Annotated in this window: 20 protein-coding genes and 1 tRNA gene; 16 read left to right on the forward strand and 5 right to left on the reverse strand. The window is 75.8% G+C overall.

Going from position 1 to position 23,977, the window contains the following annotated elements:
- Positions 1-122: 122 nt before the first annotated feature.
- The 3 genes from CUD01_RS09165 (at position 123) to CUD01_RS16540 (ending at position 2,873) form a co-directional block, all read left to right on the forward strand.
- Positions 123-917, forward strand: a complete 795-nt coding sequence (locus tag CUD01_RS09165) for a DUF4184 family protein (protein ID WP_141320470.1) — start codon at positions 123-125, stop codon at positions 915-917.
- A gap of 167 nt (positions 918-1,084) precedes the next feature.
- Complete coding sequence (locus CUD01_RS09170) at positions 1,085-2,632, forward strand: DEAD/DEAH box helicase (RefSeq protein WP_243861196.1); 1,548 nt, start codon at positions 1,085-1,087, stop codon at positions 2,630-2,632.
- Between the two features lie 73 nt (positions 2,633-2,705).
- Complete coding sequence (locus CUD01_RS16540; protein WP_166772150.1) at positions 2,706-2,873, forward strand: hypothetical protein; 168 nt, start codon at positions 2,706-2,708, stop codon at positions 2,871-2,873.
- Positions 2,874-3,135: 262 nt separating this feature from the next.
- Here the strand turns inward: CUD01_RS16540 and CUD01_RS09175 are convergent, their stop codons facing one another.
- Positions 3,136-3,717, reverse strand: a complete 582-nt coding sequence (locus tag CUD01_RS09175) for a TetR family transcriptional regulator (RefSeq protein ID WP_141320472.1) — start codon at positions 3,715-3,717, stop codon at positions 3,136-3,138.
- A 119-nt stretch (positions 3,718-3,836) separates the two neighbouring features.
- Between CUD01_RS09175 and CUD01_RS09180 the strand changes: the two genes are divergently transcribed.
- On the forward strand, positions 3,837-4,046 hold the full coding sequence (locus CUD01_RS09180; protein ID WP_094181932.1) for a BldC family transcriptional regulator: 210 nt from the start codon (positions 3,837-3,839) through the stop codon (positions 4,044-4,046).
- A 189-nt stretch (positions 4,047-4,235) separates the two neighbouring features.
- Complete coding sequence (locus CUD01_RS09185) at positions 4,236-4,640, forward strand: transferase (RefSeq protein ID WP_141320474.1); 405 nt, start codon at positions 4,236-4,238, stop codon at positions 4,638-4,640.
- A gap of 44 nt (positions 4,641-4,684) precedes the next feature.
- Here CUD01_RS09185 and CUD01_RS09190 read toward each other — a convergent pair whose 3' ends face one another.
- From CUD01_RS09190 to CUD01_RS09200, 3 genes are all read right to left on the reverse strand, one after another.
- The gene (locus CUD01_RS09190; RefSeq protein ID WP_141320476.1) at positions 4,685-6,667 is read right to left on the reverse strand and encodes a hypothetical protein; all 1,983 of its coding nucleotides are present in this window, start codon (positions 6,665-6,667) and stop codon (positions 4,685-4,687) included.
- Positions 6,645-7,367 carry an ABC transporter ATP-binding protein gene (locus CUD01_RS09195; RefSeq protein WP_218023850.1) on the reverse strand — a complete coding sequence of 241 codons (723 nt, stop codon included), beginning with the start codon at positions 7,365-7,367 and terminating at the stop codon, positions 6,645-6,647. The genes CUD01_RS09190 and CUD01_RS09195 overlap by 23 nt, the downstream gene beginning before the upstream one ends.
- A 96-nt stretch (positions 7,368-7,463) precedes the next feature.
- Complete coding sequence (locus CUD01_RS09200) at positions 7,464-8,888, reverse strand: basic amino acid/polyamine antiporter (RefSeq protein ID WP_141320478.1); 1,425 nt, start codon at positions 8,886-8,888, stop codon at positions 7,464-7,466.
- A gap of 456 nt (positions 8,889-9,344) precedes the next feature.
- Here CUD01_RS09200 and CUD01_RS09205 point away from each other — a divergent pair, with 456 nt between their 5' ends.
- From CUD01_RS09205 to CUD01_RS09235, 6 genes are all read left to right on the forward strand, one after another.
- Positions 9,345-14,063, forward strand: coding sequence for a PDDEXK-like endonuclease domain-containing protein (locus CUD01_RS09205; RefSeq protein WP_244937728.1), 4,719 nt, complete (start codon positions 9,345-9,347; stop codon positions 14,061-14,063).
- Positions 14,064-14,132: 69 nt separating this feature from the next.
- The gene (locus tag CUD01_RS09215; protein ID WP_141320480.1) at positions 14,133-14,432 is read left to right on the forward strand and encodes a hypothetical protein; all 300 of its coding nucleotides are present in this window, start codon (positions 14,133-14,135) and stop codon (positions 14,430-14,432) included.
- Between the two features lie 122 nt (positions 14,433-14,554).
- Positions 14,555-15,226 carry an SAF domain-containing protein gene (locus CUD01_RS09220; RefSeq protein WP_141320482.1) on the forward strand — a complete coding sequence of 224 codons (672 nt, stop codon included), beginning with the start codon at positions 14,555-14,557 and terminating at the stop codon, positions 15,224-15,226.
- Positions 15,227-15,269: 43 nt separating this feature from the next.
- Complete coding sequence (mscL, locus tag CUD01_RS09225; protein WP_244937729.1) at positions 15,270-15,818, forward strand: large conductance mechanosensitive channel protein MscL; 549 nt, start codon at positions 15,270-15,272, stop codon at positions 15,816-15,818.
- A 202-nt stretch (positions 15,819-16,020) separates the two neighbouring features.
- On the forward strand, positions 16,021-16,350 hold the full coding sequence (locus CUD01_RS09230) for an FmdB family zinc ribbon protein (RefSeq protein ID WP_141320484.1): 330 nt from the start codon (positions 16,021-16,023) through the stop codon (positions 16,348-16,350).
- A gap of 36 nt (positions 16,351-16,386) precedes the next feature.
- Positions 16,387-18,942 (forward strand): penicillin acylase family protein, encoded by a 2,556-nt coding sequence (locus CUD01_RS09235; protein WP_141320486.1) that lies wholly within the window; start codon positions 16,387-16,389, stop codon positions 18,940-18,942.
- A 72-nt stretch (positions 18,943-19,014) separates the two neighbouring features.
- On the opposite strand, the gene CUD01_RS09240 is transcribed toward CUD01_RS09235, so the two are convergent.
- A complete protein-coding gene (locus CUD01_RS09240; protein WP_141320488.1) occupies positions 19,015-19,650 on the reverse strand; it encodes a 5-formyltetrahydrofolate cyclo-ligase in 636 nt (211 codons plus the stop codon).
- A gap of 211 nt (positions 19,651-19,861) precedes the next feature.
- On the opposite strand from CUD01_RS09240, the gene galU reads away from it, so the two are divergent.
- From galU to CUD01_RS09265, 5 genes are all read left to right on the forward strand, one after another.
- On the forward strand, positions 19,862-20,761 hold the full coding sequence (gene galU / locus CUD01_RS09245; RefSeq protein WP_094181940.1) for a UTP--glucose-1-phosphate uridylyltransferase GalU: 900 nt from the start codon (positions 19,862-19,864) through the stop codon (positions 20,759-20,761).
- Between the two features lie 38 nt (positions 20,762-20,799).
- Entirely contained in the window at positions 20,800-22,035 is a 1,236-nt protein-coding gene (locus tag CUD01_RS09250; RefSeq protein ID WP_141320490.1) for a molybdopterin molybdotransferase MoeA, read from the forward strand.
- On the forward strand, positions 22,035-22,637 hold the full coding sequence (locus tag CUD01_RS09255) for a GNAT family N-acetyltransferase (RefSeq protein ID WP_141320492.1): 603 nt from the start codon (positions 22,035-22,037) through the stop codon (positions 22,635-22,637). Before CUD01_RS09250 ends, CUD01_RS09255 begins: the two co-directional genes overlap by 1 nt.
- Positions 22,638-22,704: 67 nt before the next feature.
- Positions 22,705-23,706: a hypothetical protein gene (locus CUD01_RS09260; protein WP_141320494.1), complete on the forward strand. Its 1,002-nt coding sequence runs from the start codon at positions 22,705-22,707 to the stop codon at positions 23,704-23,706.
- Positions 23,707-23,790: 84 nt separating this feature from the next.
- Positions 23,791-23,863: transfer RNA gene (locus CUD01_RS09265), tRNA-Ala, on the forward strand.
- The last annotated feature ends 114 nt before the right edge of the window (positions 23,864-23,977 follow it).

A 23,977-nucleotide genomic window follows, 5' to 3' on the forward strand; every position in this document is an offset into this window, starting at 1 on the left:
GATCCGCACGGGGTGAACGCGGGCGCGGTCGTGGGGTTGTGCGACTGCAGGTGGACGTGCCCGCGCGGCGGTCCATCCCGGGGCAGGACGACGAGCGGGCGCGCGCCGCGTGATGCTCCGGTGTGCCCTTCACGCTCTCGCATGCTGCTGCCGCCCTCCCGCTCGCGCGTGGGCCGCTGGTGCCCGCCGCGCTCGTCGTCGGGACCGTGGCGCCCGACGTGCCGTACTTCGTCAAGGTCCCGCGCTACGCGGGCGCCTGGTACGAGCCGTTCGTCAACGCGACGACGACGCACCACTGGCCCGGTGCGCTGACCGTCGCGGTGCCGACCGCGGCGGCGCTGCTCGCGGTGTGGTGGGTGGTGCGCGCGCCGCTCGCCGCGCTCGTGACGCACGGGCGCACGCCACGTCCCGACGACGGTGCGGGACGGCTCGAGCGCGCGGCGTGGGTGCTCGTGTCGCTCGTTCTCGGGGTCGCGACGCACGTGCTGTGGGACTCGTTCACGCACGGCGACGGGTTCCTGGTCGAGAGCGTCGACGCGCTGCGCCGGCCCGCGTTCGCGGGGATGGACGTGGCCCGCGTGCTGCAGCACCTGAGCACGGTCGTCGGGCTCGTGGTGCTCGCGGTGTGGCTGGGCCGGTGGGCCGCCCGGTGGCGGGGGCGCGGTGGGCGGCTCGAGGTGACCGGCACGAGCGCGGCGGTGCTCGGCGGCCTCGTCGTGCTCGGTCTCACGGCGGCGGGCGTGGCGCTCGCCGCCAGCATCGCGCAGCGCGAGCCCGTCGAGGCGACGCTCGCGCGGCTCGTCACGACCTCCGGCGCCGCCGTCGCGGCGGCCGTCGTCGCGTACGCGGCGGTGTGGTGGGCCGTCGGCCGGACGACGACCGTTCGTCGTCCCGTCCGCCTCGACGAGACCGCCTGATCGCACCCCGTCCGGGGTGTGTGAGCGGGGCGACAGTGGGTTCTCGCTGGTCATGAGGCACACTGGGGGTGGCTCTGGCGCGGTGGAAGGTTCTGCGCGGGCCCGCGTCCTGGGTGCTGTGGCTGCCTGGCGGGCGCCCCACTCGACGCCTGAAGGGCGACTCTCTCTTGACTTCTTTCTCCAGCCTCGGCGTGCCCGAGGTCCTCGCCGGTGCGCTCACGAAGGCCGGCATGACGTCCGCGTTCCCCATCCAGGAGACGACTCTCCCGGACACGCTGCGCGGGCGTGACGTGCTCGGCCGCGGCCGCACCGGCTCCGGCAAGACCCTCGCGTTCAGCCTCCCGCTCGTCGCCCGCCTCGCGGGCCTCGTGCCCGGTACGACGATGGTGCGCCACGTCCCGAGCCGCCCCACGGGTCTGGTGCTCGCGCCGACCCGTGAGCTCGCGACGCAGATCGCCGCGACGCTCGAGCCGCTCGCGAAGGCCGCGCGCCTGAGCGTCACGACGATCTTCGGGGGCGTCTCGCAGCGCCCGCAGGAGTCCGTGCTCAAGGGCGGCGTCGACATCGTCGTCGCGTGCCCCGGGCGCCTCGAGGACCTCATGAAGCAGGGTGTCATCTCGCTCGCGGACGTGCAGATCACCGTGCTCGACGAGGCCGACCACATGGCCGACCTGGGCTTCCTGCCCGGCGTGAAGCGGATCATGGCGGCGACGGACAAGCGCGGTCAGCGCATGCTGTTCTCCGCGACGCTCGACAACGGCGTGGACAAGCTCGTCGCGGCGTTCCTCAAGGACCCGCTGCGCCACTCCGTCGACACCGACCGTTCGCCCGTCTCGCAGATGACGCACCACGTGCTCACCGTCGCCGACGCGGACGCGAAGAAGCACGTCGTCCAGCACCTCGCGTCCGGCACCGGCCGGCGCGTGCTGTTCACGCGCACCAAGCACGGCGCCAAGAAGCTCGCGAAGCAGCTCACCGCGTCGGGCGTCCCCGCGGTGGACCTGCACGGCAACCTCGGTCAGGGCGCGCGGGAGCGCAACCTCGAGGCGTTCTCGACCGGTGCCGTGAAGGTGCTCGTCGCGACCGACATCGCCGCGCGCGGCATCCATGTCGACGAGGTCGAGCTCGTCGTGCACGTGGACCCGCCGGCCGAGCACAAGGCGTACCTGCACCGCTCGGGCCGCACCGCGCGTGCCGGGTCCGCGGGGGACGTCGTGACGATCGTGCTGCCCGAGCAGGTCGGCGAGGTCCGTGCGATGACCCGCCAGGCCGGCATCACCGCGAAGCCGCAGCCCGTCGCGCCGGGCGCGTCTGTCCTCGAGCAGCTCGTCGGTGAGACCGCGCCGTTCGTGCAGCCCGCGCGTCCCGCGCAGCCGCAGCCCCAGCAGCGTCGCTCGGCCGGGTCCGGGGACGCCGCGCGTCCGGCCGGTCGCTCGCGTCGTCGTGGCGGCCGTGGCGGCGAGCAGAGCGCCACCGCTCGTCCGACGAGCGGCGGTCAGGGCGGTCGTCGGCAGCAGGCCGGGGCGGCCGCGGCGCCCGCGCGTCAGCCGCGCACCTACACCACCTCGACGCCGGGGTCGACGCCGGGGTCGGCGCAGGGTTCCGCGGCACGCACGTCCGCGGCCGCGGGGACGACGAGCGGCGCCCGCCGTTCCGGTCCGCGCCGCGCGGCCCGCACCGCCGGCGCCCCGACCTCGCGCACCGACCGCTCCTGACCTCCGCGGGCCCGGTCCGTCAGCGGGTCGGGCCCGTGGAGTCGCGCACGACGAGGAGCGGCTCGAACTCGACGTGCTCGCCCGGCTCGCGCTCGTCGGCCCGCAGGAGCAGCTGTGCGGCCGCGGCACCCACCTGAACCTGGGCTACCCGACGAGCCTGCCGTGGACGCTGGACGTCGCACGGGGGGTGGCGCGCGAGACCGTCCTGTACTGCCGCCGACGGCGCTCGGGTGCCGCGTGAACGGTTCGGTGGGCGGGTCCGGGCGGAACTGCGGCCTTTGGTCCCAGGCGCGGGCCGGGCGCGGGGCGATAGGCCTTGATCCGTCACAAGGAGGTGATGCCGGTGTTCTCCATCGGGGCGAAGCCGGGCAAGGGGAAGTTCCTGGATGCCTGTGGTCACACGGTCCAGCTCGAGGACGACGAAGCGCTCCCAGCGTGCCCGCAGTGCGCGCACGAGGTGAGGTGGTGGCGGCTCGTCTGAGCGCGACGAGGCGGGGCCGCGGTCAGCCGATCGCTGCCACCGCGGCCATCGCCTCGTCGAACAGCACGTCCAGGGCCCGCGCGCCGTCGGAGCGGGCCCACGTCTCGCGCGCGGCGTCGAAGCAGCCGACCGCGGCGCCGACGACCGTCAGGGCGACGAACGGGTCGAGCTGCGGCTCGCGGGCGAGGAGCGCCTCGGTCAGGTCCGCCCGCCAGTCGAACTGCCGCGCCATGTGCCGGCCGTGCAGCGCGGGTGTCTTGTAGATCACACGCATGACGGGCAGGGACTGCCCGGTCGCGGCGGTCTCGGCGATGTAGTCGTCGAACGCCCGGCGCAGCGCGGTCCACACGGGCTCGTCGGCCGGGCGCTCGGCGAACGCGAGCACGACCCGGCGCCGCCAGCGGTCCGACACATGGTCGATGACGTCGTCCTTCGTCGCGAAGTACCGGAAGAACGTGCGCTCCGACATGCCGACCTTGGCGGCGATCTGACCGACCGGGGTCTCGTCGAAACCCTGGGTGAGGAAGAGGTCGATCGCCGCCTGGGACACCTCGTCCTGGATGGCGCGGCGCTTGCGCTCGCGGAGGGACACATCGGGGGCCATGGGCACACAGTAGGACACAAGGGGTGGACTTTTCGTCGAAACGTGTCAAACTTGTCATGCACTGACACGAACGTGTGACGACTGACCGAGCAGACGGCAGTTGTCACGAGGGAGAAGACATGACCGACACCCAGACCGCCCAGGAGCTCCTCACCCCCCAGGAGGTCGCGATGCTCTTCGGCGTCGACCCCAAGACCGTCACCCGCTGGGCGCGGGCCGGCCGCCTCAACGCCATCCGCACCCTCGGTGGCCACCGCCGGTACCTCGGCTCCGAGGTCCGCGCGCTCATCACGCCGAGCATCCCCACGCAGGCGTCCTCGCGCGACTGACACCCGCACCACCCGGCGTCGCCGCCCGCTCGACGACGACGCCACCCGCAGCCCCAGCGCCGGGGCGGTCAGGCCCCGGTCCGCACAGCTCCTGTCGCCCCGGAGCTCGCACCGATCCGGCACGCCCCTGCGCCGCCCAGCGCGCGCGGTGGGAACAAGAGACCCTGTCGAATCGTTCCTAGAGACGCCATGAAGAAGCGATACGAAGAGCTCGAGACCGACGACGGCACGACCGTCCGCTACCGCCGGCACGACAACGGCGGCGGACTCGTGGCGGTGGCCGCGACCGTCGATCCCACCACGTACGTCGCCGAGACCGCCTGGGTCGACCCGGGCGCGACGATCGGCGGCGGAGTTCACATCGGCGCCCACGTCTGGGTCGAGCCCGATGCGGTCGTCGGACCGCACTCCCAGCTCGGCACGCACGTGCACGTCGGGCGCGGCGCCGTCATCGGCTCGCGCACCCGCCTCGCGACGCGCGTCTCGGTCGGCGCCGGCGCGCACGTCGCGGACGACACACGTGTCCCCGCGGAGGCGGTCGTCCCCGCACGGACACAGGTCACCCCCGCGACCAGCCACACGCTCGCCGCCTGAGGCGCCGTGGCGCGGCCCGACCGGCCGTTCGCGGCGCGTGCGCGTCACAGGTCGGCGAGGGACCCCGGCGGTGCCGGGCGACCTCCGGCCACCCACGCCACGGCTGCGACGAGCGCGACCGCGGCGACCGCAGGCAGCACCGCGGCGCCGACGACCGCGGGGTCGAGCATGTCGGCCGTGCCCGCGTAGGCGACGGCGGTCCAGCCGCCGAGGACCCCGACGCCCACGCCGACCGCCGTGGTGACCAGCACGGGCGCGGCCATCTGCGTGACCGCGACGACGCGCATGGCCCGCCGCGGCGTGCCGATCGCACCCAGTGCGGCGGTGGTGCGCCGCCGGGACCACCAGACCTCGAGCAGGCACACGACCAACGCGGCGCTCACCAGGCCCGTGCCGACGGCCAGCCCCGCCCGGACCACACCCGTCTGCTCGTCCGCGTAGGCCACCAGGTCGGCGTCGTCCGCGCCCGCCCGCAGCGCGAGCTCCGGCAGCAGGCGGTGGATCCGGGACGTGACGACAGCCGCGGTCTCGTCGGACACCGCGAAGGTCACCCACCCGGCGTCGAGGCCCGTCCACGGTCCGTCGCTCGTGTCCGCGGCCGTGCGCTCGACCGTCGCGACGGTCAGGCCGAGGCCCGCGAGCGCGTCCCGTTGGGCCGCGGTGGTCGTGGACAGGTCGACCTCGATGCCCGCCGAGGGTCCGTGCGCGTCGCGGTCGAGCGCGACCAGCAGCCCCGTGCCGTACGCGCTCGTCATCACGAGCACCGCCGCGAGCGCGGCGCACCGTCCGGTCGCGTGCGCGTGCCAGCCCGCGCCGCGCAGCCCGAGCCGGACGTCGGGCCGGGTGGCGCGCGCAGCGAGCCGGTCGGCGAGCCACGTGGTCACCGTGTGTACCGCGTGCGGTGCGGCGACCACGACCGCGAGGGCCGCGGCGCAGCTCGCGACCATCGAGGCCACGACCGCGGAGTCCGGGGCGCCCTGGTCGCCCGGGTGCGACGCGAGTCGGACGCACAGCCACGCCAGGCACGCCGCGGCGGGCACGCCGAGGACGTAGCCGAGCAGCGCGACGCGCGGGCTCGGCAGGCGGTGCTGCCGGGTCCCGCCGGCCTGGGAGCGCATGGTGCGCCGCGCGATGACGAGCACGACGAGCGCGACCGTGACGGTCAGCAGCACCTCGAGGAGCACCGGCACGGCGCCCTGCTCGGGGAACCAGCGCCGGCCGAGCAACCCGCAGGACCCGAGCCAGGGGTGCACGACGCGCGCGGCGGCGACGCCCGCGCACGCGCCCACGACGGCGACGGCCGCCATCTCCCACCCGAAGACCCGCGCGCACCGGCGCGGGCTCATCCCCGCGAGCACGAGCGCACGCGTGCGGGCCGCCCGGGCGCCCGCGCAGGCCCGCACCCCGAGCGCGAGGAGCAGCGCCGCGGGGCCCCCGACGAGCACGGTGATCTCGGTCGCCCGCACCCTCGCCGGGGTCGAGGACGTGACCACGGGCCCGCCGAACGCGATGACGGGCTCGGCCGGCAGCGGCGGCGAGCCCGCGGGCAGCACCGTCCAGGACACGAGCTCGTCAGGGCCGGTCAGGCCTGCCGCGCCGATGTGCTCGGGTACGACGCCCGGCACGCTCACGTCCGGGTGCTCCAGCAGGGCGCGGCTCAGGGCGGGCGACACGATCGTCTCGCCCGGGCGCGGCCAGCGCACGAGCCCCGGAGGCAGCGGGGCGTCGTCGCGGGTGCCCGTCACGACGGCGTGCGTCCACGGCCGACGCCCGAGACGGTCGTCACTGACGAGGACCCGCAGCTCGGACGTCGTGGGTGCACCGGGCCCCGCCACGACGCGCGTGCGCGCCGCGGCGGCCGAGGCCGCGTCCGCGCTCACGCGCGGCACCGTCGTCCCGACGAGCACCCCGAGGACCGCGAGCGCGACCCCGACGGCGAGCACGGTGAGCCGCACGGCCTCCGTGCGACCGCCCCCGCGCACGAGCCGCAGCGCGAGCCGCAGGTCACCCACCTGCTGCTCCGACACCCGCCGCGACCCGGCCGTCGACGATGCGCACCTGCCGCGCGCAGCGCGCTGCGACCTGCGGGTCGTGCGTGACGAGCACGAGCAGCGAGCCGCACCGCTCGACCTGCTCCAGGAGAAGGTCGAGCACGATCTCGCGGTTGGTGGAGTCGAGCGCACCCGTGGGCTCGTCCGCCAGCACGACCGACGGTCGGGCGGCGACGGCGCGGGCGACGGCGGCGCGCTGCGCCTGCCCACCGGAGACCTCGCTGGGCCTGCGGCGAGCGCACGTCGTGAGCCCGAGCTGCGCGACGACCTCCGCGACCCGGTCCCGCACACCGCGCCTGCGCATCCCGGCGAGCTCGAGCGGCAGTGCGATGTTCTCCTGGAGGCTGAGCTCCGGCACGAGGCCCGAGGACTGCAGGACGAACCCGACCTCGCGCAGCCGGAGCTCCGCGCGCTCGTCGTCGGACAGGCGGTTCAGGTCGCGACCCGCGACGACGACCCGTCCGCGCGCAGCGGGCTGCAGGCCGCCGAGCGCGTTGAGCAGGGTCGACTTGCCCGCACCGGACGGCCCGGTCACGGCGACCGTGGTGGCAGCCGGCAGCGTGAGGTTCACGGACGACAGCACGGGCTGCCCCCCGAGGTTGACGCACAGGCCCTCGACGACGAGCGCGTACGCGCCCTGGGGGTCCACGGACGCCCGCCCGCTCGAGATCTCCACTCGTCCCCGGGTCCTTCCGTGGCGACGGCGCCGGGCTCGGCCCGCGGGTCGCGGCGGCCGAGAGAACGGGAGGAACGTAGCAGTCCGGACGTGGCGCTACAGGCGGATCCAGCCCGTGAACAGCGCGACGAGGCCTGCGGCCGCGCCCAGGAGGGAGACGGCGAGCACGACGCGCTCCCGGGGGGAGAACCAGCGGCGGCCCTGCTCGCGGCGCGTGAGGATGAACAGCACGGACGCGGGCGCGTAGACGACGAACACGACGAGCAGGTGGTCGATCCCGGCCGCGAACAGCAGCCACGCGGTGTAGAGCGTCGCGAGCGCCGCGACGACGAGCGGGCCGCGCGGGCCGCGGTCGCGCCGGAACAGCCGCACGCCGTACGCGGCGGCGAGCAGGTAGGGGACGAGCACCAGGGCGCCGGTGAGCTCGAGCGCGAAGTCGAACGCGCGCTCCGAGGCGAGCGTGAGCAGCAGCACGGCCTGGGCGAGCGCGGTGGACATCAGGAGTGCGGGCACGGGCGCGTCGTGCTCGTTCGTCGTGCGCAGGAACCGGGGCATGTCCCCGCCGCGTGCGGCGACGAACAGCACCTCGGCGGCCATGAGCGTCCACGCGAGGTACGCGCCGAGCACGGAGACGACGAGGCCTGCGGAGACGAACGTGGTGCCCCACGGGCCGTACGCGGCCTCGAGCACGCCGCCCATCGACGGCTCCTCGAGCCCGGCGATCTCGTCGGCGGGCAGGATGCCGTAGGACACGATCGTGACGGACGCGAACAGCGCGAACACGGACCCGAAGCCCAGGAGGGTGGCGCGGCCGACGTCCCTGCGGCGGCGCGCGTGGCGGGAGAACGTGCTCGCGCCCTCGACGCCGAGGAACACGAAGACGGTGGCGAGCATGGTGCCGCGCACCTGGTCGAGCAGCGTGCCGGAGCCGGGGGAGCCGCCCCAGTTGTCGGCGAGCACCGCGGGGTCGAACGCGACGACGGCGAGCACGACGAACACGACGATGGGCACGAGCTTGGCGACGGTGACGACCCGGTTCACCGCGGTGGCCTCACGGATGCCGCGCCGCACGAGCAGGAAGAACACCCACAGCCCCGCGCTGCCGACCGCGACCGCGAGCAGCGTGTCGCCCGAGCCGAGCGCGGGGAACACCGCGCCGAGCGTCGAGGTGATGAGGACCCAGTACGTGACGTTGCCGACGCACGCCGAGGCCCAGTACCCGAACGCGGAGAAGAACCCGAGGTACTCGCCGAACCCGGCCTGCGCGTACGCGTAGACCCCCGCGTCGAGGTCGGGGCGTCGCAGTGCGAGGGTCTGGAAGACGAGCGCGAGCATGAGCGTGCCGGCGCCGGCGACCCCCCAGGCGACCAGTGCGCCCGCCGCGCCGGTCGACTCGGCGAACTGGCGGGGGAGGGAGAACACGCCGGCGCCGACCATCGAGCCGACGACGAGCATCGCCATCGTCGGGACGCCGAGGTGCGTGGTGCGCGGTGCGTCCGGCCCGGGTGCGGGCGTTGTCATGGGGTCCTGCCGGCGTGCCGCACGGCCTCCGACGATGGTTCGAGCGGCTCGGAGGCGCGCCGCGCACCCGACTCTGCCGCATCGTGGACACCTTCGCGTGACAGGGCACGCAGCCGTGTTGGGCGCCTGACCTGGACGGTCGCGGCGGACGGGTGGCGTGTGAGCCGCGTCACGCGCGAATAATCTGCAAAGTCATGGACTGGACGGTTGACCAACAGGGTGGGGGTGGAGCACACTGTTCCCCGACGGTGCGCATCGCCTGCCCCCTGCGCGGTGCGCACCGTTTCTACGTCCGAGAGGCGGCCGCGATCATCCGCGGCCGCCTCTCGCGTTTCCTGACGTGTCCTGCGCCACCCCGCGATCCGCAGGATCACGCCGATCCGCCGACCGGGCAGAACTCGGACGCCCTCGGCGCGTCACCTCCGGGCGCGTCGCGGCCGCGGTTACCGTCGCAGGGTGACCGTCCCCGCGCGCGCGCCAGGCTCGGGAGCCGGCTCGGACCTCGGGCCTGCCCCCGGCACGGCCGACCCCACGTCCACCACGCCCACCGCTCGCCCCGGTGCGGCGACGGGTGCCCAGCCCGCCGTCCCCGGCGAGGCCGCCGGTCCCGTCGCGCTCGTCGAGCCGCCGTCCGACGCCGAGCTCGTCGAGGGCGCGCTCGCCACGTGGCGCGGCGCGCTCGTCGAGGCCGCCGGTGGCTCCACGCTCGCGGACATCGACCTGCTCGGCGAGGCGGCGCTCGACCTGTCGGCGGCGCACCCGTCCGGCATGGCCCAGCTGTTCGCGGGCCGCGAGACGCGCCTGTCGAACCTCGTGCGCGAAGGGGCCGCGCTGTCCACCGCGCGCCGGCGGGCACGCGCCGTGGGCTCCCGCGCCGCCGCCTACGAGCAGCGCTACGGCATCGCGCCCACGTCGCTCGCGATCGGCGTCGCCACCTGGACCGAGCGCACCACCGCGGACGTCGCGCAGGACGACGTCGCCGCGCTCGCGACCGTGCTCGCCACCTCGACCCGCAGCGGCACCCCCGCGGACGACGAGCCGGCCGCCGCACCCCGGCGGCTGCGCGCGCCCGTGCTGCTGCGGCCCGTGGCGCTGCGCGCCCGCGGCACGGGGGAGAGCGACTACGAGCTCGCGCTCGAGCCGTCGCTCGAGGTCAACCCCGTCCTCGCCCGCGCGCTGCGCTCCCGCGGCGCGCTGCTCGACCCGGCGGCCGTCGCGCGCGGTGCGTTCACCGGCGGCGGGTTCGACCCGCGCGCCGCCCTCCAGCGCCTCGCGTCGCTCGGCGAGGCGGTCCTCGAGGACTTCGAGCTGAGCGAGCGCGTCGTCGTCGGCACGTTCGTCCACCCCGGCCAGGTGCTCGTCGACGACCTCGACACGCTCGCCGCCGGCGTCGCGCACCACGAGGTCCTCACGGCGCTCGCGGGCGTCGAGGCGGACCGTGAGCGCCTGCGCGCCCACCCGCTGCCCGCGCCCGCCGCGGGCGACCGCGACCCCGCGCACGAGCGCGGCGTCGGCGACCTGGACCCCGCGCAGCAGCACGTGCTCGACGTCGTCGCGACCGGCGCGCACCTGTTCGTCGACAGCCCCACGGGCGCCGACGACTCCGGCACCGTCGCCGCGATCGTCGCCGACGCCGCCGCCGCGGGGCGCACCGTCCTGTACGTGCCGGGGCACCGCCGTGCCGCCGTCGCGCTCACCGAGCGGCTCGCCGCGCACGGCCTGCACGACCTGCTGCTCGACATCGCCCCCGAGGCGAGCTGGCGCAGCGCCGCGGCCCGCCGGATGCTCGGCGCGATGACCGTGGAGCCGCCCGTCGTCGACCCGAGCGGCGTGCAGGCGCTGCGCTCGGACCTCGTCGGGCACCGTGAGGCGCTGCGCGGCTACGTCGCCGGCCTGCACACCCCGCGCGAGCCGTTCGGCGTGTCCGCGTACGACGCGCTGCAGCACCTCGCGCGGCTCACGTCCACCCGGCCCGCACCCCGCACGACCGTCCGGCTGGCACCCGAGGTCGCCCGCGCCCTCGACGGCGACCAGCGCACGCGGCTCGCCGCCGACCTGCGCCGCGCGGGCGAGCTCGGGGCGTTCTCCGTCCGGCCCGGCGACACCCCCTGGTACGGCGCCGACCTGCGCACGCACGCCGACGCGGACGTCGCGCGCCGTCGCCTCGAGCGTCTGCTCGACGACGCGCTGCCGCGCCTCGCCCAGCGCTCCGCGCAGGTGGACGCCGAGACGGGCCTGCTGCCCGCCGAGACCGTCGACGCGTGGGGCGAGCAGCTGCGCATGCTCGACGGCGTGCGCGCCTCGCTCGACGTGTTCCTGCCGATCGTGTTCGAGCGCACCGCCGCCGACCTGGTCGCCGCCACCGCGACCAAGCAGTGGCGCGCCGAGCGCGAGCTCCCGATGGGCTACTGGCTGCGGCGACGCCTGCGCCGCCAGGCGAAGGACATGGTGCGCCCCGGCCGCCCCGTCGCGGACCTGCACTCCGCGCTCGTCGAGGTGCAGGCGCGCCGCGAGACGTGGCAGGCGCACTGCCCGAGCGGCGGCTGGCCGCGACTGCCCGAGGGCCTCGAGACGCTCGAGGAGGAGTACCGCGCCGTGCGCGAGGACCTCGAGGCGCTCGACGAGGTGCTCGCACCCACCCCCGGCGGCGCCGGGCTGTGCGCGCTCCCGCTGCCCGCGCTCACCGAACGGCTCGAGCGGCTGCGCGGGGCGCAGGACGCGCTCGAGACCCTGCCCGACCGCACCGGCCTGCTGCACCGGCTGCGCGCGGCGGGCCTCGGCGCGCTCGTCGACGACCTCGCCGAGCGGCGCGTCGCCGCCGCCCAGGCACCGGCCGAGCTCGAGCTCGCGTGGTGGAGCACCGTGATCGAGCAGATCCTCGCCGAGGACCCGGCGCTCGCCGGGTACGACGGCGAGGCGCTCGGCGCCATGGCGCAGCGGTACGCCGAGCTGGACCGCGCGCACGTCGCGAGCCTCGCGCCCCCCGTGCGCACCGCCGTCGCCGCGCAGGTCGCGGCCGTCCTGCGTCGTCACCGCGAGCAGGCCGAGGAGCTCTTCGCCGAGCTCGTCGAGGAGCGCCTGACGTCGCTGCGCGACACGTTCGCGCGGTACCCCGACGTCGCGCGCCGCCTGCGCCCCGTGCTCGTCGCGAGCCCCATGCTCGTGCCGCAGGTGCTGCCCGCGTCCCGCACCGTCGACCTCGTCGTGCTCGGCGCCGCAGCGCACCTGCCCACCGAGGTCGCGCTCGCCGCGGTCGCCCGCGGCCGGCAGGTCGTCGTCGTCGGGGACGCCCGGTGCGCGTCCGGCAGCGCGGTGCGTGACCTCGCCGAGGTGCTGCCGCGCGCCACGCTGCGCGCCGACACCGTCGCGCGCGACCCCTACCTCACGACGTTCCTGTCCGAGCACGGGTACGGCGACGCGCTGGTCGCGACCCCGCTGCCCACGAGCCGCCCGCTCGTGCGGCTCGACGTCGTCGACGGCACGGGGATGCCCGGCCCCGGCGGCATCGTCGAGACCACCCCGGCCGAGGTCGCGCAGGCCGTCGACCTCGTGCTCGAGCACGCGCTGTCCCGCCCCGAGGAGTCGCTCGCGGTCGTCACCGTGACGCCCGCGCACGCCGAGGCCGTGCGCGAGGCCGTGCTCGACGAGGTGCGGACCAACCCCGCGCTCGCCGCGTTCTTCGACCCCGTGCGGCCCGAGCCGTTCGTCGTGACCGACCTCACCGGAGTCGCCGGGCTGCACCGCGACGCGGTGGTCCTCACGCTCGGGCTCGGCCGTACGCCGCACCGGCGCGTGCTGCACACCTTCGGCGTGCTTTCCGGGCCGGGCGGCGACGCCCTGCTGCTCGACGCGCTCGGCTCGACCCGCCACCGGCTGTCCGTGGTGTCCTGCTTCGGCGCCGACGACCTCGACCCCGAGCGGCTGCGCGGCGACGGCCCGCGCCTGCTGCGCGACCTGCTGGCGTTCGCCGCGGAGCGCGGCGCCGGCCGGACCGCACCCGCGTCGCACGCCGTGGACCCCGACCGCCTGCTCGTCGACCTCGCCGAGCGCCTGTGGCGGCACGGGCTCGTCGTCGAGCTCGACTACGGCGTCCCCGGCGGGCAGCGCATCCCCATGGTCGTCGGGCACCCGTCGTTGCCGGGGCGCATGCTCGTCGCGGTCCTGACCGACGACGACGCCTACGTGAGCGAGCCGTCCGTGCGCGTGCGCGAGCGCCTCACCGCCGACCGGCTCGAGCGCCTCGGCTGGACGGTCGTGCGCGTGTGGTCCGCCGCGGCGTTCCTCGACCCCGAGGCCGAGGTCGACCGGATCCGCCGCTACGTGCACCGCGCCGTGCCCGCACCCGTCGAGCCGCGCACCGGTACGGCCGTCATCGGCCTGCCGCAGTCCTGGACCGACGACGAGCGCGCACCGGGCGAGGCCGCGGGGGCGGGTGCCGAGGCGGGTGCCGAGGCGGGTGCCGCGGTCGAGGTGGCCGAGGCGGGCACCCACGACGAGCCGGAGCGTGCGCAGGGGACCGACGACCATGAGGTCGCGTCGGCCGGCGCGTTCGCGCCCGCGCGGCCGACCGCCCCGAGCGCGGGCGACGCCGGCCCCGCCGACGACTCGCCGGACGGCCGGGCGAGCGGACGTGCGCTGCGCCGCAAGGGTCGCCAGCGCAAGGGCCGCGGCTCGGACGAGCGCGCCGGCACGGGGCCGACCGCCGCCAAGGCCTCGGGACCGACCGGACCCACCGGCACGGCCCCGACGCCCGAGGTGCCCGCACCGCGTGAGGCCGCGCAGGAGCCCGCGCGGCCCGCGGCGACGCCCCCGGAGCCGCCCGCCGTGACGGGGAGCATGGTGCTGCAGGGCGCGTCGCGCTCCGGCGTGGCGCCGGTCGCCATGGACGGGGTCGTCGTCGACGACACGCGGCACCGCCCGCTGTCGGTCGTGCGTCCCGAGCAGCCCGCGCTGCCGGTGCGCACGCTGCCGCGGCCCGACGTGCGCCGCGGCCTGCCGATCGCCGCCTACAGCGACGACCAGCTCGACGACCTGGTCGGCTGGCTGGAGTCCGACGGCGTGCAGCGCTCGCGTGACGAGCTCGCGGAGGCGCTGCGCGACGAGCTGGGCGTCACCCGCCGGTCGTACCGGATCGACACCGCCGTGCGCGGGGCGATCGAGCGCGCGCTGTCCTGAGCGCCCGGTGCGGTCGGCGCACGGGTCACCCGGCTCGGACCGGTTCCGCCGCGGTGCGATGATCGAGCGATGAGCAGCCAGGACCCGCGCCCGCGACGGCCGCGCCGCGCGGTGCGCCCGCCCGGGACGGTCGGCACGGACGAGTCGGTGCTGCGCTCGACGCTGCCCGCGGCCCCCGCGGTGACGACCGCACCCACGGTGTCGCCCGCGGCGTCCCCCGGGGAGGGACCGCGGTCGGGCGGCGCGGGGGACAGGTCCGGTGACGCGCTGCTCGCGCTGCGCAGCGCGGACGACTCCGACGTCGGGTGGGGCGAGGGGGCGGACGCGAACGACGAGCGCCTGCGCCGCGACAAGCCGCCGCACTGGTGACCTGACCGCGCGCGGGCGCCCGGTCCGTCGCGACCCGACCCCAGCCCCGCGCGGACGCGCACCCGTCCACAGGTGACCGAACCGGGGGCCCCGCGTGGTGCGTTGCGCTCTAGCGTGCGGGCGTGCCGTCGACCAGGTTCCCCGTCCCGCCGCTCGAGCGGCGACGCCGCCCCGTGCGGGTTGCGTGGCGCGCGGTGCTGTGGCGGTGCCGGTTCGTCGTCGCGGCGCTCGGGGTGGGCCTCGCGGCGACGTCGACGCTGCAGGTGCTGAGGCCGCCCGCGCCCGAGGTCCGGGCGGTCGTGGTCGCGGCGCGTGACCTGCCCGCGGGCACGACGATCGGCTCGGGCGACCTGCGTGTCGCCCGGCTCCCGGCGGCCCTCGCGCTGCACACGACGCGCACGAGCCCCGCCGGTCTGCTCGGCCGCGCGACGGCCGTGCCGGTCCCCGCGGGCCTGCCCGTGGTGCCCGACCTCCTGACCTCGGGCGAGCTCGTCGGTCCGCCGGGCACGGTGGTCGCGGCCGTGCGGCTCGCGGACCCCGCGGTCGCGGCGCTGCTGACACCCGGCACGCGGGTCGACGTGCTCGCGGCGGCGGCCGAGACCGGCACGCAGGGTGTCGTCGTCGCGCGGCGCGCGCTCGTCCTGCCGGTCGCCCCGGGCGGCGACGAGGGGGGCTGGGCGGTCGGCGGCGAGGCGCAGACGCCGCCCGTGCTGCTCGCCGTGACGCCCGAGGAGGCCGCAGCGCTGGCGGGAGCCGCGGTGACGGCCTTGCTCAGCGCCGTCGTCGTGCCATGATCGAACGTCCAGCCTGGTTGTCCCGTGCTCATCGGAGGTACTCGTGTCGCAGTCCACATTCGGTTCGACCGCGGGATCCGCCGCGAACGCCCTCGGCTCCGGCGCCAAGGGCATGGGGAAGGTCTTCGAGGGGTTCAAGGACTTCATCTCGCGTGGCAACGCCGTCGACCTCGCGGTCGGCGTCGTCATCGGTGCGGCGTTCGGCGTGCTCGTCCAGTCGATCGTCGACGGGTTCATCAACCCGCTCATCGGGTGGATCTTCGGACAGCCGAACCTCGACGAGGTGCTGGCGTTCGGCCCGGATGGCAAGGACCCGATCAGCTTCGGCCACATCCTCAGCGCCGCCATCACGTTCCTCATCACGGCTGCGGCCGTGTACTTCGTGGTCGTGCTGCCCCTCAACAAGCTCGCCGCGCGGCGCAAGCGCGGTGAGGAGGCCGAGCCGGCCGCGCCGGCCGAGGACATCCTGCTGCTGCAGGAGATCCGCGACCTGCTCGCGCAGCGCCCCACGCCCGCGCTGCAGTCCGACCTCACCACCCCGCCGACGATCCGCCCCGAGGACGGCCCGACGCCGCCCGCGCCGACCGTCTGACGCTCCGCGTGACGAGGGCGCCCGACTTCTCGGCCGGGCGCCCTCGTCGCGCGCTGGGCACCCGGCACCGCGCCCACCGGCGGTCCGGGAATCGACGGGTTGCGCGGGTCGTTACCATTGGCACTCGGAACGTGTGAGTGCCAGGCCGCGCCACCCCGGCGCCCGGGCTCGCAGCATCACGGACGGACCTCAGGGAGAACCGGTGCCCACCTACTCGTACGCGTGCACGGCGTGCGGCCACGCCTTCGACATCCACCAGTCGTTCTCGGACGCCTCGCTCACGGTCTGCCCGGAGTGCGAGGGCAGGCTGCGCAAGGTCTTCTCGTCGGTCGGCGTCGTGTTCAAGGGCTCGGGCTTCTACCGCAACGACGCGCGCTCGGGCGCGAAGTCGTCGTCGGTCCCCGCGGTCTCGTCCGACAAGGGCACGTCCGGCTCCGCCTCGACGCCCGCGTCGTCGGACTCGTCGTCGTCCTCCACGGCCTCGTCGCCCGCGCCCTCGGCCGCCCCGGCCGCTGCGCCGGCCGCCTCCTGACGGCAGCCGCGCCGGGCCCGCACTACCCTCGCAGACGTGCTCCGTAGCCGTGCCGCCCGTCTGACCGTCCTGTCGGTCGCCATCGTCCTCGTCGTCGCGCTGGTGGCGACGGTCGTCGCCGCGTTCGTCGTCGTGCGCCGGCCGCTGCCCCAGGTGAGCGGCACCCTCGAGGTCGCGGGCCTGCACGACGAGGTGACCGTGACACGCGACGCGCGCGGCGTCCCCACCATCACCGCGCAGGACCCGCACGACCTGTTCCTCGCGCAGGGCTACGTCGCGGCGCAGGACCGGTTCTTCGAGATGGACTACCGCCGCCACGTCGTCGCGGGGCGGCTCTCGGAGCTCGTCGGGCAGAACGAGGACGCGCTCGACGCGGACAAGGTGATCCGCACGTTCGGCTGGCGCCGGGTTGCGGAGGCCGAGCTCGCGATCATCGACCCCTCGACGCGTGACGCGCTCGAGGCGTACGCCGCCGGCGTCAACGCCTACCTGGACGGCAAGGCGCCCTCGCAGATCGCCGTCGAGTACACCGTGCTCGGGCTGCAGGTCCACGTCGAGGCGCCCGAGCCGTGGGACGCCGTGGACTCGCTCGCGTGGCTCAAGGCGATGGCGTGGGACCTGCGCGGCAACTACGACGCCGAGCTGTCGCGGGCACGCGTGTACGCGTCCGTGCGGGACGTCGCGAAGGTCGACGAGCTGTTCCCGGCCTACCCGTACGACCTCAACGCCCCGATCGTCGCGGCCGAGGACCTCACGAGCGCGACGCCGGCGAGCGCGGCCGGCGAGCTCGACCTGGACGACTCGGGCCTGCAGGCGGCGATCGACAGCGCGAACAAGGCGCTCGACGCCGTCCCGCACCTCGTCGGTGAGGGTGAGGGTGTCGGGTCGAACTCGTGGGTGGTCTCGGGCGAGCACACCGCGAGCGGCGCGCCGATCCTCGCGAACGACCCGCACCTGGGCATCTCCGCGCCGGGGATCTGGATGCAGGTGGGTCTGCGCTGCGCGCAGGTCGACGAGGCGTGCCCGTACGACGTGTCGGGCTTCGGCTTCGCGGGCTTCCCGGGCGTGGTGATCGGCCACAACGCGGACCTCGCGTGGGGTCTGACGAACCTGGGCGCGGACGTGACGGACTTCTTCGTCGAGCGGGTCGAGGGGAACGCGACCGTGCGCGGCGACGGCACGGCGCGGATCCGGGCCCGTACGGAGGTCATCAAGGTCAACGGCGGTGACGACGTGACCATCGTCGTGCGCCAGTCGGTGCACGGGCCGATCGTCTCGGACGTGCTGGACGTCGACCAGGTCGGTGACGCGCCCATGCCGGACGGCACGTCGGACCGCGGGTACGAGGTGGCGCTCGCGTGGACGGCGCTCGCGCCGGGGCACACGGCCGACGCGGTGCTCGCGACGGCGACCGCGAAGGACGCGAGCGACATCGCGCGCGTGGGCCGGCTGCTCGACGTGCCGTCGCAGAACATCGTGTTCGCGACGACCGACGGGCACATCGGGTACCAGGCGCCGGGTCGGATCCCGGTGCGGCAGACGGTCAGGGGAGCGGTGCCGTCCGACGGCACGTGGCCGCGCCCCGGCTGGGACCCCGCCTACGACTGGCAGGGCTACGTCGACCCGGAGGAGATGCCGCGCGCGCTCGACCCGGCCGAGGGCTTCGTCGTCGCGGCGAACCAGGCGGTCACGCCCCAGGGCGTCGGGCCGTTCCTCACCGACGACTGGGACTACGGCTACCGGGCCCAGCGCATCCGCACGGTGCTGTCGACCGCGATCGCGCGCGGCGACAGGATCGACGTCGCCGACTTGAACACGCTCCAGAACGACCAGCGCAGCCCGTACGCGGACGTGCTCGTGCCGTGGCTGCTGCGCATCGACATCGACGACGCGTTCGCGGACGACGGTCAGCAGCTGCTGCGCACGTGGGACCACGTGGCGAGCGCCGACTCCGCGGCCGCGGCGTACTTCGCGGCGGTCTGGAAGACGCTGCTCGAGCTCACGTTCGCCGACGACCTGCCCGACGGCGAGCTGCCGAACGGCGGCTCGCGCTGGCTCGAGGTGGTCCGCGGGCTGCTCGACGAGCCCGACTCGCCCTGGTGGGACGACCGCACGACCCCGGGCCTGCTCGAGGGCCGTGACGAGGTGCTCTACCAGGCGATGGTCACGGCCCGCCTGACGCTCACGCAGCAGCTCGGGCGGGACGCCGACGAGTGGCGCTGGGGCCGGCTGCACACCGCCGCACCCGAGCACCCGGTCCTGGGCGGCTCGTCGGTCCCGGGCCTGGTGCGCTCGTTCGTGAACCCCGACCCGGTCGAGGTGGGCGGCGGCTCGTCGATCGTCGACGCGACCGCGTGGGACGCGTCGCAGGGGTACGGGGTGACCGCGGCGCCCTCGATGCGGATGGTCGTCGACCTGGGCGACCTGGACTCCTCGACCTGGGTGACCCTGACCGGGACGTCGGGGCACCCGGCGAGCCCGCACTACGCCGACCAGCTGGGCGCGTGGGCGCAGGGGACGACGTTCCCGTGGCCGTTCTCGACCGCCGCGACGCAGGCGGACGCGGTCGACCGGCTGACGTTGCGCCCCTGACGCCGGGTCGGGACCGCGACTCGTCGGGGCCACGGCCGGTCATGAGCACGGCCGGTGGGGACCGCGGCCGGGTCAGGAGCGCAGCGGGACCCAGCCCTCGGGCGTCGCGTACGCGTCGACGCGCCGGTCGTGCGGCTCGCGGGGCAGCGGGTCGACGCTCGCGTCCCGCACCTCGTCGGGGAACACGAGCGCGACGACGAGCGCGTCGGGCCGGGCGTGCTCGAGCGCCCGGTCGTACCAGCCGCCGCCCTGACCGAGGCGGCTGCCGGCGGTGTCGACCGCGAGCGCGGGGGCGACGATCACGTCGGCGTCGGCGAGCGCCTGCGGCCCGAGCGTCGGGCCACCGGGCTCGGGCGGCCGGCCGGGTGCGCGCTCGCGCAGGTCCTCGACACCGCGGTACTCGGCCCAGTCGCGCTGCAGCCCCGAGCCGAGCACGGGCAGCAGGATGCGCACCCCGCGTGCCGCGAGCCGCTCGAGCAGCACCCCGGTCGCCGGCTCGGTCGGACGCGCGGCGTAGACCGAGACGCAGCGCGCGTCGCGCACCGCGGGGATGGCCGCGACGACGTCCGCGATCGCCGTGGCGGCCTCGTCGCGCAGCCGGGCCGACCGGTGGGAGCGCGCCTTGCGGACCGCCGAGCGGAGGAGCTCCTTCGCCTCCTCGGGCTCGGGAGGGGACGTGCGGAGCGACGGTTCGGCGGCGCTGCTCATGCGCCCAGTGTCGCAAACGTTCCGCGGGCGGTCGTACCCGGGCCCGGGCCGTGTCCCACGCCTCGGACACACCCTCGGGGTCACCCGCGCGGGTGAACAGATGACGACCTGCGGAATCGCCCATGTCGCCCGGATGACGACGTATCGACATGACCCACGCCACACCGGCGTCCCCTGGGCGAGGCCGGACGCGCGCGGCTAGCGTTCCGGCATGACGATCCACAAGGCAGTCATCCCCGCCGCGGGACTGGGTACCCGGTTCCTGCCCGCCACGAAGTCGACGCCCAAGGAGATGCTCCCGGTCGTCGACAAGCCCGCCATCCAGTACGTCGTCGAGGAGGCCGTCGCGGCCGGTCTCGACGACGTCCTGCTCATCACGGGGCGCTCCAAGCGCACGCTCGCCGACCACTTCGACGCGGTGCCCGAGCTCGAGGCCGTGCTGGAGGCGAAGGGGGACGCCGAGCGTCTCGCCAAGGTTCGCGAGTCCACCGAGCTCGCCAACGTGCACTTCGTGCGGCAGGGCCAGCCCAAGGGTCTCGGCCACGCCGTGCTGCAGGCCAAGCGCCACGTGGGCGACGAGCCGTTCGCGGTCCTGCTGGGCGACGACCTGATCGACGAGCGCGACGACCTGCTCGCGCCGATGCTCGCGCTCCAGGAGCGCCTGGGCGGGTCCGTCATCGCGCTGCTCGAGGTCCCGCGCGAGCAGATCTCGTCGTACGGCTGCGCCGCGGTCGAGGCGCTGGACGGCGAGGACGCGGACACCGTGCGCATCACGGGCCTCGTCGAGAAGCCCCCGGTCGACGAGGCGCCGTCGAACCTCGCGATCATCGGCCGCTACGTGCTGCACCCCGCGGTGTTCGAGGTGCTCGAGAACACCGCGCCGGGCCGCGGGGGCGAGATCCAGCTGACCGACGCGCTCGCGACGCTCATGGACCTGCCGGCCGAGCAGGGCGGCGGCGTCACCGGCGTCGTGTTCCGCGGCCGCCGCTACGACACGGGTGACCGGCTGGACTACCTCAAGGCCGTCGTCCGGATCGCGGTGGATCGCCCCGACCTGGGCCCCGACTTCAAGGAGTGGCTCGAGAAGTACGTGGCCGGCACCACCGCCTGACGCGCGGTGCCGGGCCGGATGCGCGGCACAATGCCGCCATGAGATCGGTCCAGGACCACCTGGCGGCCGTGCTCGCTGCCGTCGGGCCGGTCGCCCCGCTCGACGTGGCGCTGCACGACGCAGTGGGATGCATCCTCGCGCGTGACCTCGTCGCGACCCGGGACGTGCCCGCGACCGCGCTGGCCGCGCGTGACGGCTACGCGGTCGCGGCGCACGAGACCGCGGCGGCGGGGCTCGACACGCCGCTGACGCTGCCCGTCGCGCACGACGTGCTGCCCGGTGCGCCCGCGGGCGTGCGGCTCGCGCCCGGTCAGGCGGTGCGCATCGCCTCGGGCGGCGCGCTCCCGCTCGGTGCGGACGCGGTCGTCCCGCTCGAGGAGACCGACCGCGGTGCGGTGCGGTTCGCGCTGCAGCGCCCGGCGGTCGCGGGCCAGCACGTGCGGCCCGTGGGCGCCGACGTGCGCACCGGTGAGGTGGTGCTCGCCGCGGGCACGCGCCTGGGGGCGCGCCAGCTCGCGCTCGCGGCCACGCTCGGGCACGGTCGGCTGCACGTGCACCCGACGCCGCGCGTCGTGCTGCTGTCGGTGGGCGACGAGCTCGTCGAGCCCGGTACGTCGCGCCAGCGCGAGGGTGCGGTGTTCGAGACCGACGGGCACGCGCTCGAGGCGGCGGTCCGCGATGCGGGGGCGACGCCCGTGCGCGTCGGGATCCTGCCCGACGACCGCGGCACGCTGCGCGAGGCGCTCGACGACCAGCTGGTGCGCGCGGACCTCGTCGTGATCACGGGCGGTCTGTCCGAGCTCGTCGGCGACACCGTGAAGGACGTGCTCGCGACCCTCGGGACCGTGCGGCTCGACCACGTCGCGATGACCCCCGGCCTGCGGCACGGGTTCGGGACGGTCGGCAGCGACCTCGGGGCCGACCGGACGGTGCCGATCTTCGCGCTGCAGGGCGACCCCGTGGCCGCGCAGGTGTCGTTCGAGGTGTTCGTGCGGCCCGCGCTGCGCGCGATGGGCGGCCACGCCGAGCTGTACCGGCCGAGCGTCACCGCCCGTGCGACGCACGGCTGGACGTCGCCCGCGGGGCTGCGGCAGTTCGTGCCCGCGACCGTGCTCGGCTCGCCCGAGGAGGGCTACCGCGCGACGCCGCTCGGGGACCCGACCGCACCCACCGTCAGCGCGCTCGCGCACGCCAACGCGCTCGCGGTCGTCGGCGAGCACGACACGGGCGTGCAGCCCGGGCAGGTCGTGCACTGCCTGGTCCTGGAGGGCTGATGGCGCGCGGCTGGCCCGCCGTCCTCGAGGACGGCCCGGTGCGTCTGCGGCCCCTGCGGCGTCGGGACGCGACCGCGTGGCTCGCGCTGCGCGCCCGCAACGTCGCGTGGCTCGAACCCTGGGACGCGACGTCACCGGTGCCCGTGGAGGGGCCGCGGCCCACGTTCGCGCAGTTCGTGCGCACGCTGTCCGCGCAGGCCCGCGCGGGGGTGAGCCTGCCGTTCGCGATCGATCACGAGGGCGAGCTCGTCGGTCAGGTCACGGTCTCGTCGATCACGTACGGCTCGCTGCGCTCGGGGGCGATCGGCTACTGGATCTCGGAGCACGTGGCGGGCCGCGGCATCATGCCGGTCGCGGTCGCGCTCGCCACCGACCACTGCTTCACCGAGCTGGGGCTGCACCGCATCGAGGTGAACATCCGGCCGGAGAACGGCCCGTCGCTGCGCGTCGTCGAGAAGCTGGGGCTGCGCGACGAGGGCGTGCGCGAACGGTTCCTGCACATCGGCGACGAGTGGTGCGACCACCGCACGTTCGCGCTCACCGTCGAGGAGGTCCCGCACGGGCTCCTCGCGCGCTACCGGGCGCAGCACCCGGCCCCCTGAGCGCGATTCGGCTCGACACGCCGGACAGTTGCCCCGAGAGGGGGACGTCGCGCCCTACCGTCGGTCCGTGAAGGATCTCACCGGCTGGCTCGCGCTCGCGCTGGTCGGCCTGTGGGTGGGTTACCTGGTGCCGCACAAGCTGCGGTACCGGCAGCAGCTGGTGGAGTCCCGCGTCGACGACCGGTTCTCCGACGCGCTGCGCGTGGTCGCGGTGAGCGACCGACCGGCTCGCGACCGGGCGCAGGCGGCGGTGAACCCCGGCGACTGCAGGCCTGCCGGCACGTCGGGGTTGCTGACCCCCGGCAGAGGGGTGCTCGTGGCAGCGACGAGCTCCGCGACAGGAGGCAGGACCATGGACCGACCGACGGCGCAGCACGACCGACTGACCGCCGAGGTGGCACGCCGGACCGCGCAGGCGCGGGCCCAGCACGCCGCCGCGGTCGCACGCCGCGGTGCGGCTGCGCGTCGGCGGGGGCTGCTCGCGTCCGGCCTCGCGGTGCTCACCGTCGTGGGCGCGGTCGTCGCGCTCGCCGCGCCCGCCGTCACGTGGGTCGCGGGCGCCGTCCCCGGTGCCCTGCTCGCCGCGGTCGTGGTGCTCGGCCGTCGGGCCGTGGTCGCCGGCCGTGCCGCCGACGCCGCGTTCGCCGCGCGCATGGAGCAGGCGGCGCGCGACGCGCACGAGGCCCGTGCCCGCGCCGCGCGCGCCGTGACCGGTGCGCAGCGCGTCGTCCAGCCGACCGTCACCGGCCATGCCGTGCGCCCGTCGGACACCCCCACGCAGATGATCGCGCGCGTCACCGCGGCCGGCGACGAGTCCTGGTCGCCCGTGCCGCTGCCGCGCCCGACGTACGCGCTCAAGGCCGAGGCGCCGCGCCGGGAGCCCGTCCCGCTGACGAACCTCGAGGGCTCGACGTCGGCCTCCGCGGTGCGTGCCCCGCAGGAGACAGCCGACGAGCAGGCGGAGGCGGTGCCCGCCGCGACCGTGCCGGCCGCGGTCACCACGCCGACGACGACCGGCTCGATCGACCTCGACGCGATCCTGGCCCGCCGCCGCGCGTCGGGGCAGTGATCCGGCGCCGCGGCGTCGTGCAGGTCACGCGGCCTCGGTTTTTCTCGACCGGCCTGCAGGGTGCTAGTCTGTAGCCCGCTTCAAGGGGCTGTGGCGCAGTTGGTAGCGCGTCTCGTTCGCAATGAGAAGGTCAGGGGTTCGAATCCCCTCAGCTCCACCGATGTGATGCCGCGGGACATCGTTCATAGATGTCCCGCGGCATCGTTCATAGCGCAGAGCCCGGCCGTCGGCCGGGCTCTCGTTCGTCGTGGCGCCAGTGGGCGCGGTCGGG

It is taken from the genome of Cellulomonas uda, from assembly GCF_006538705.1.
GTDB classification, from domain to species: domain Bacteria; phylum Actinomycetota; class Actinomycetes; order Actinomycetales; family Cellulomonadaceae; genus Cellulomonas; species Cellulomonas uda.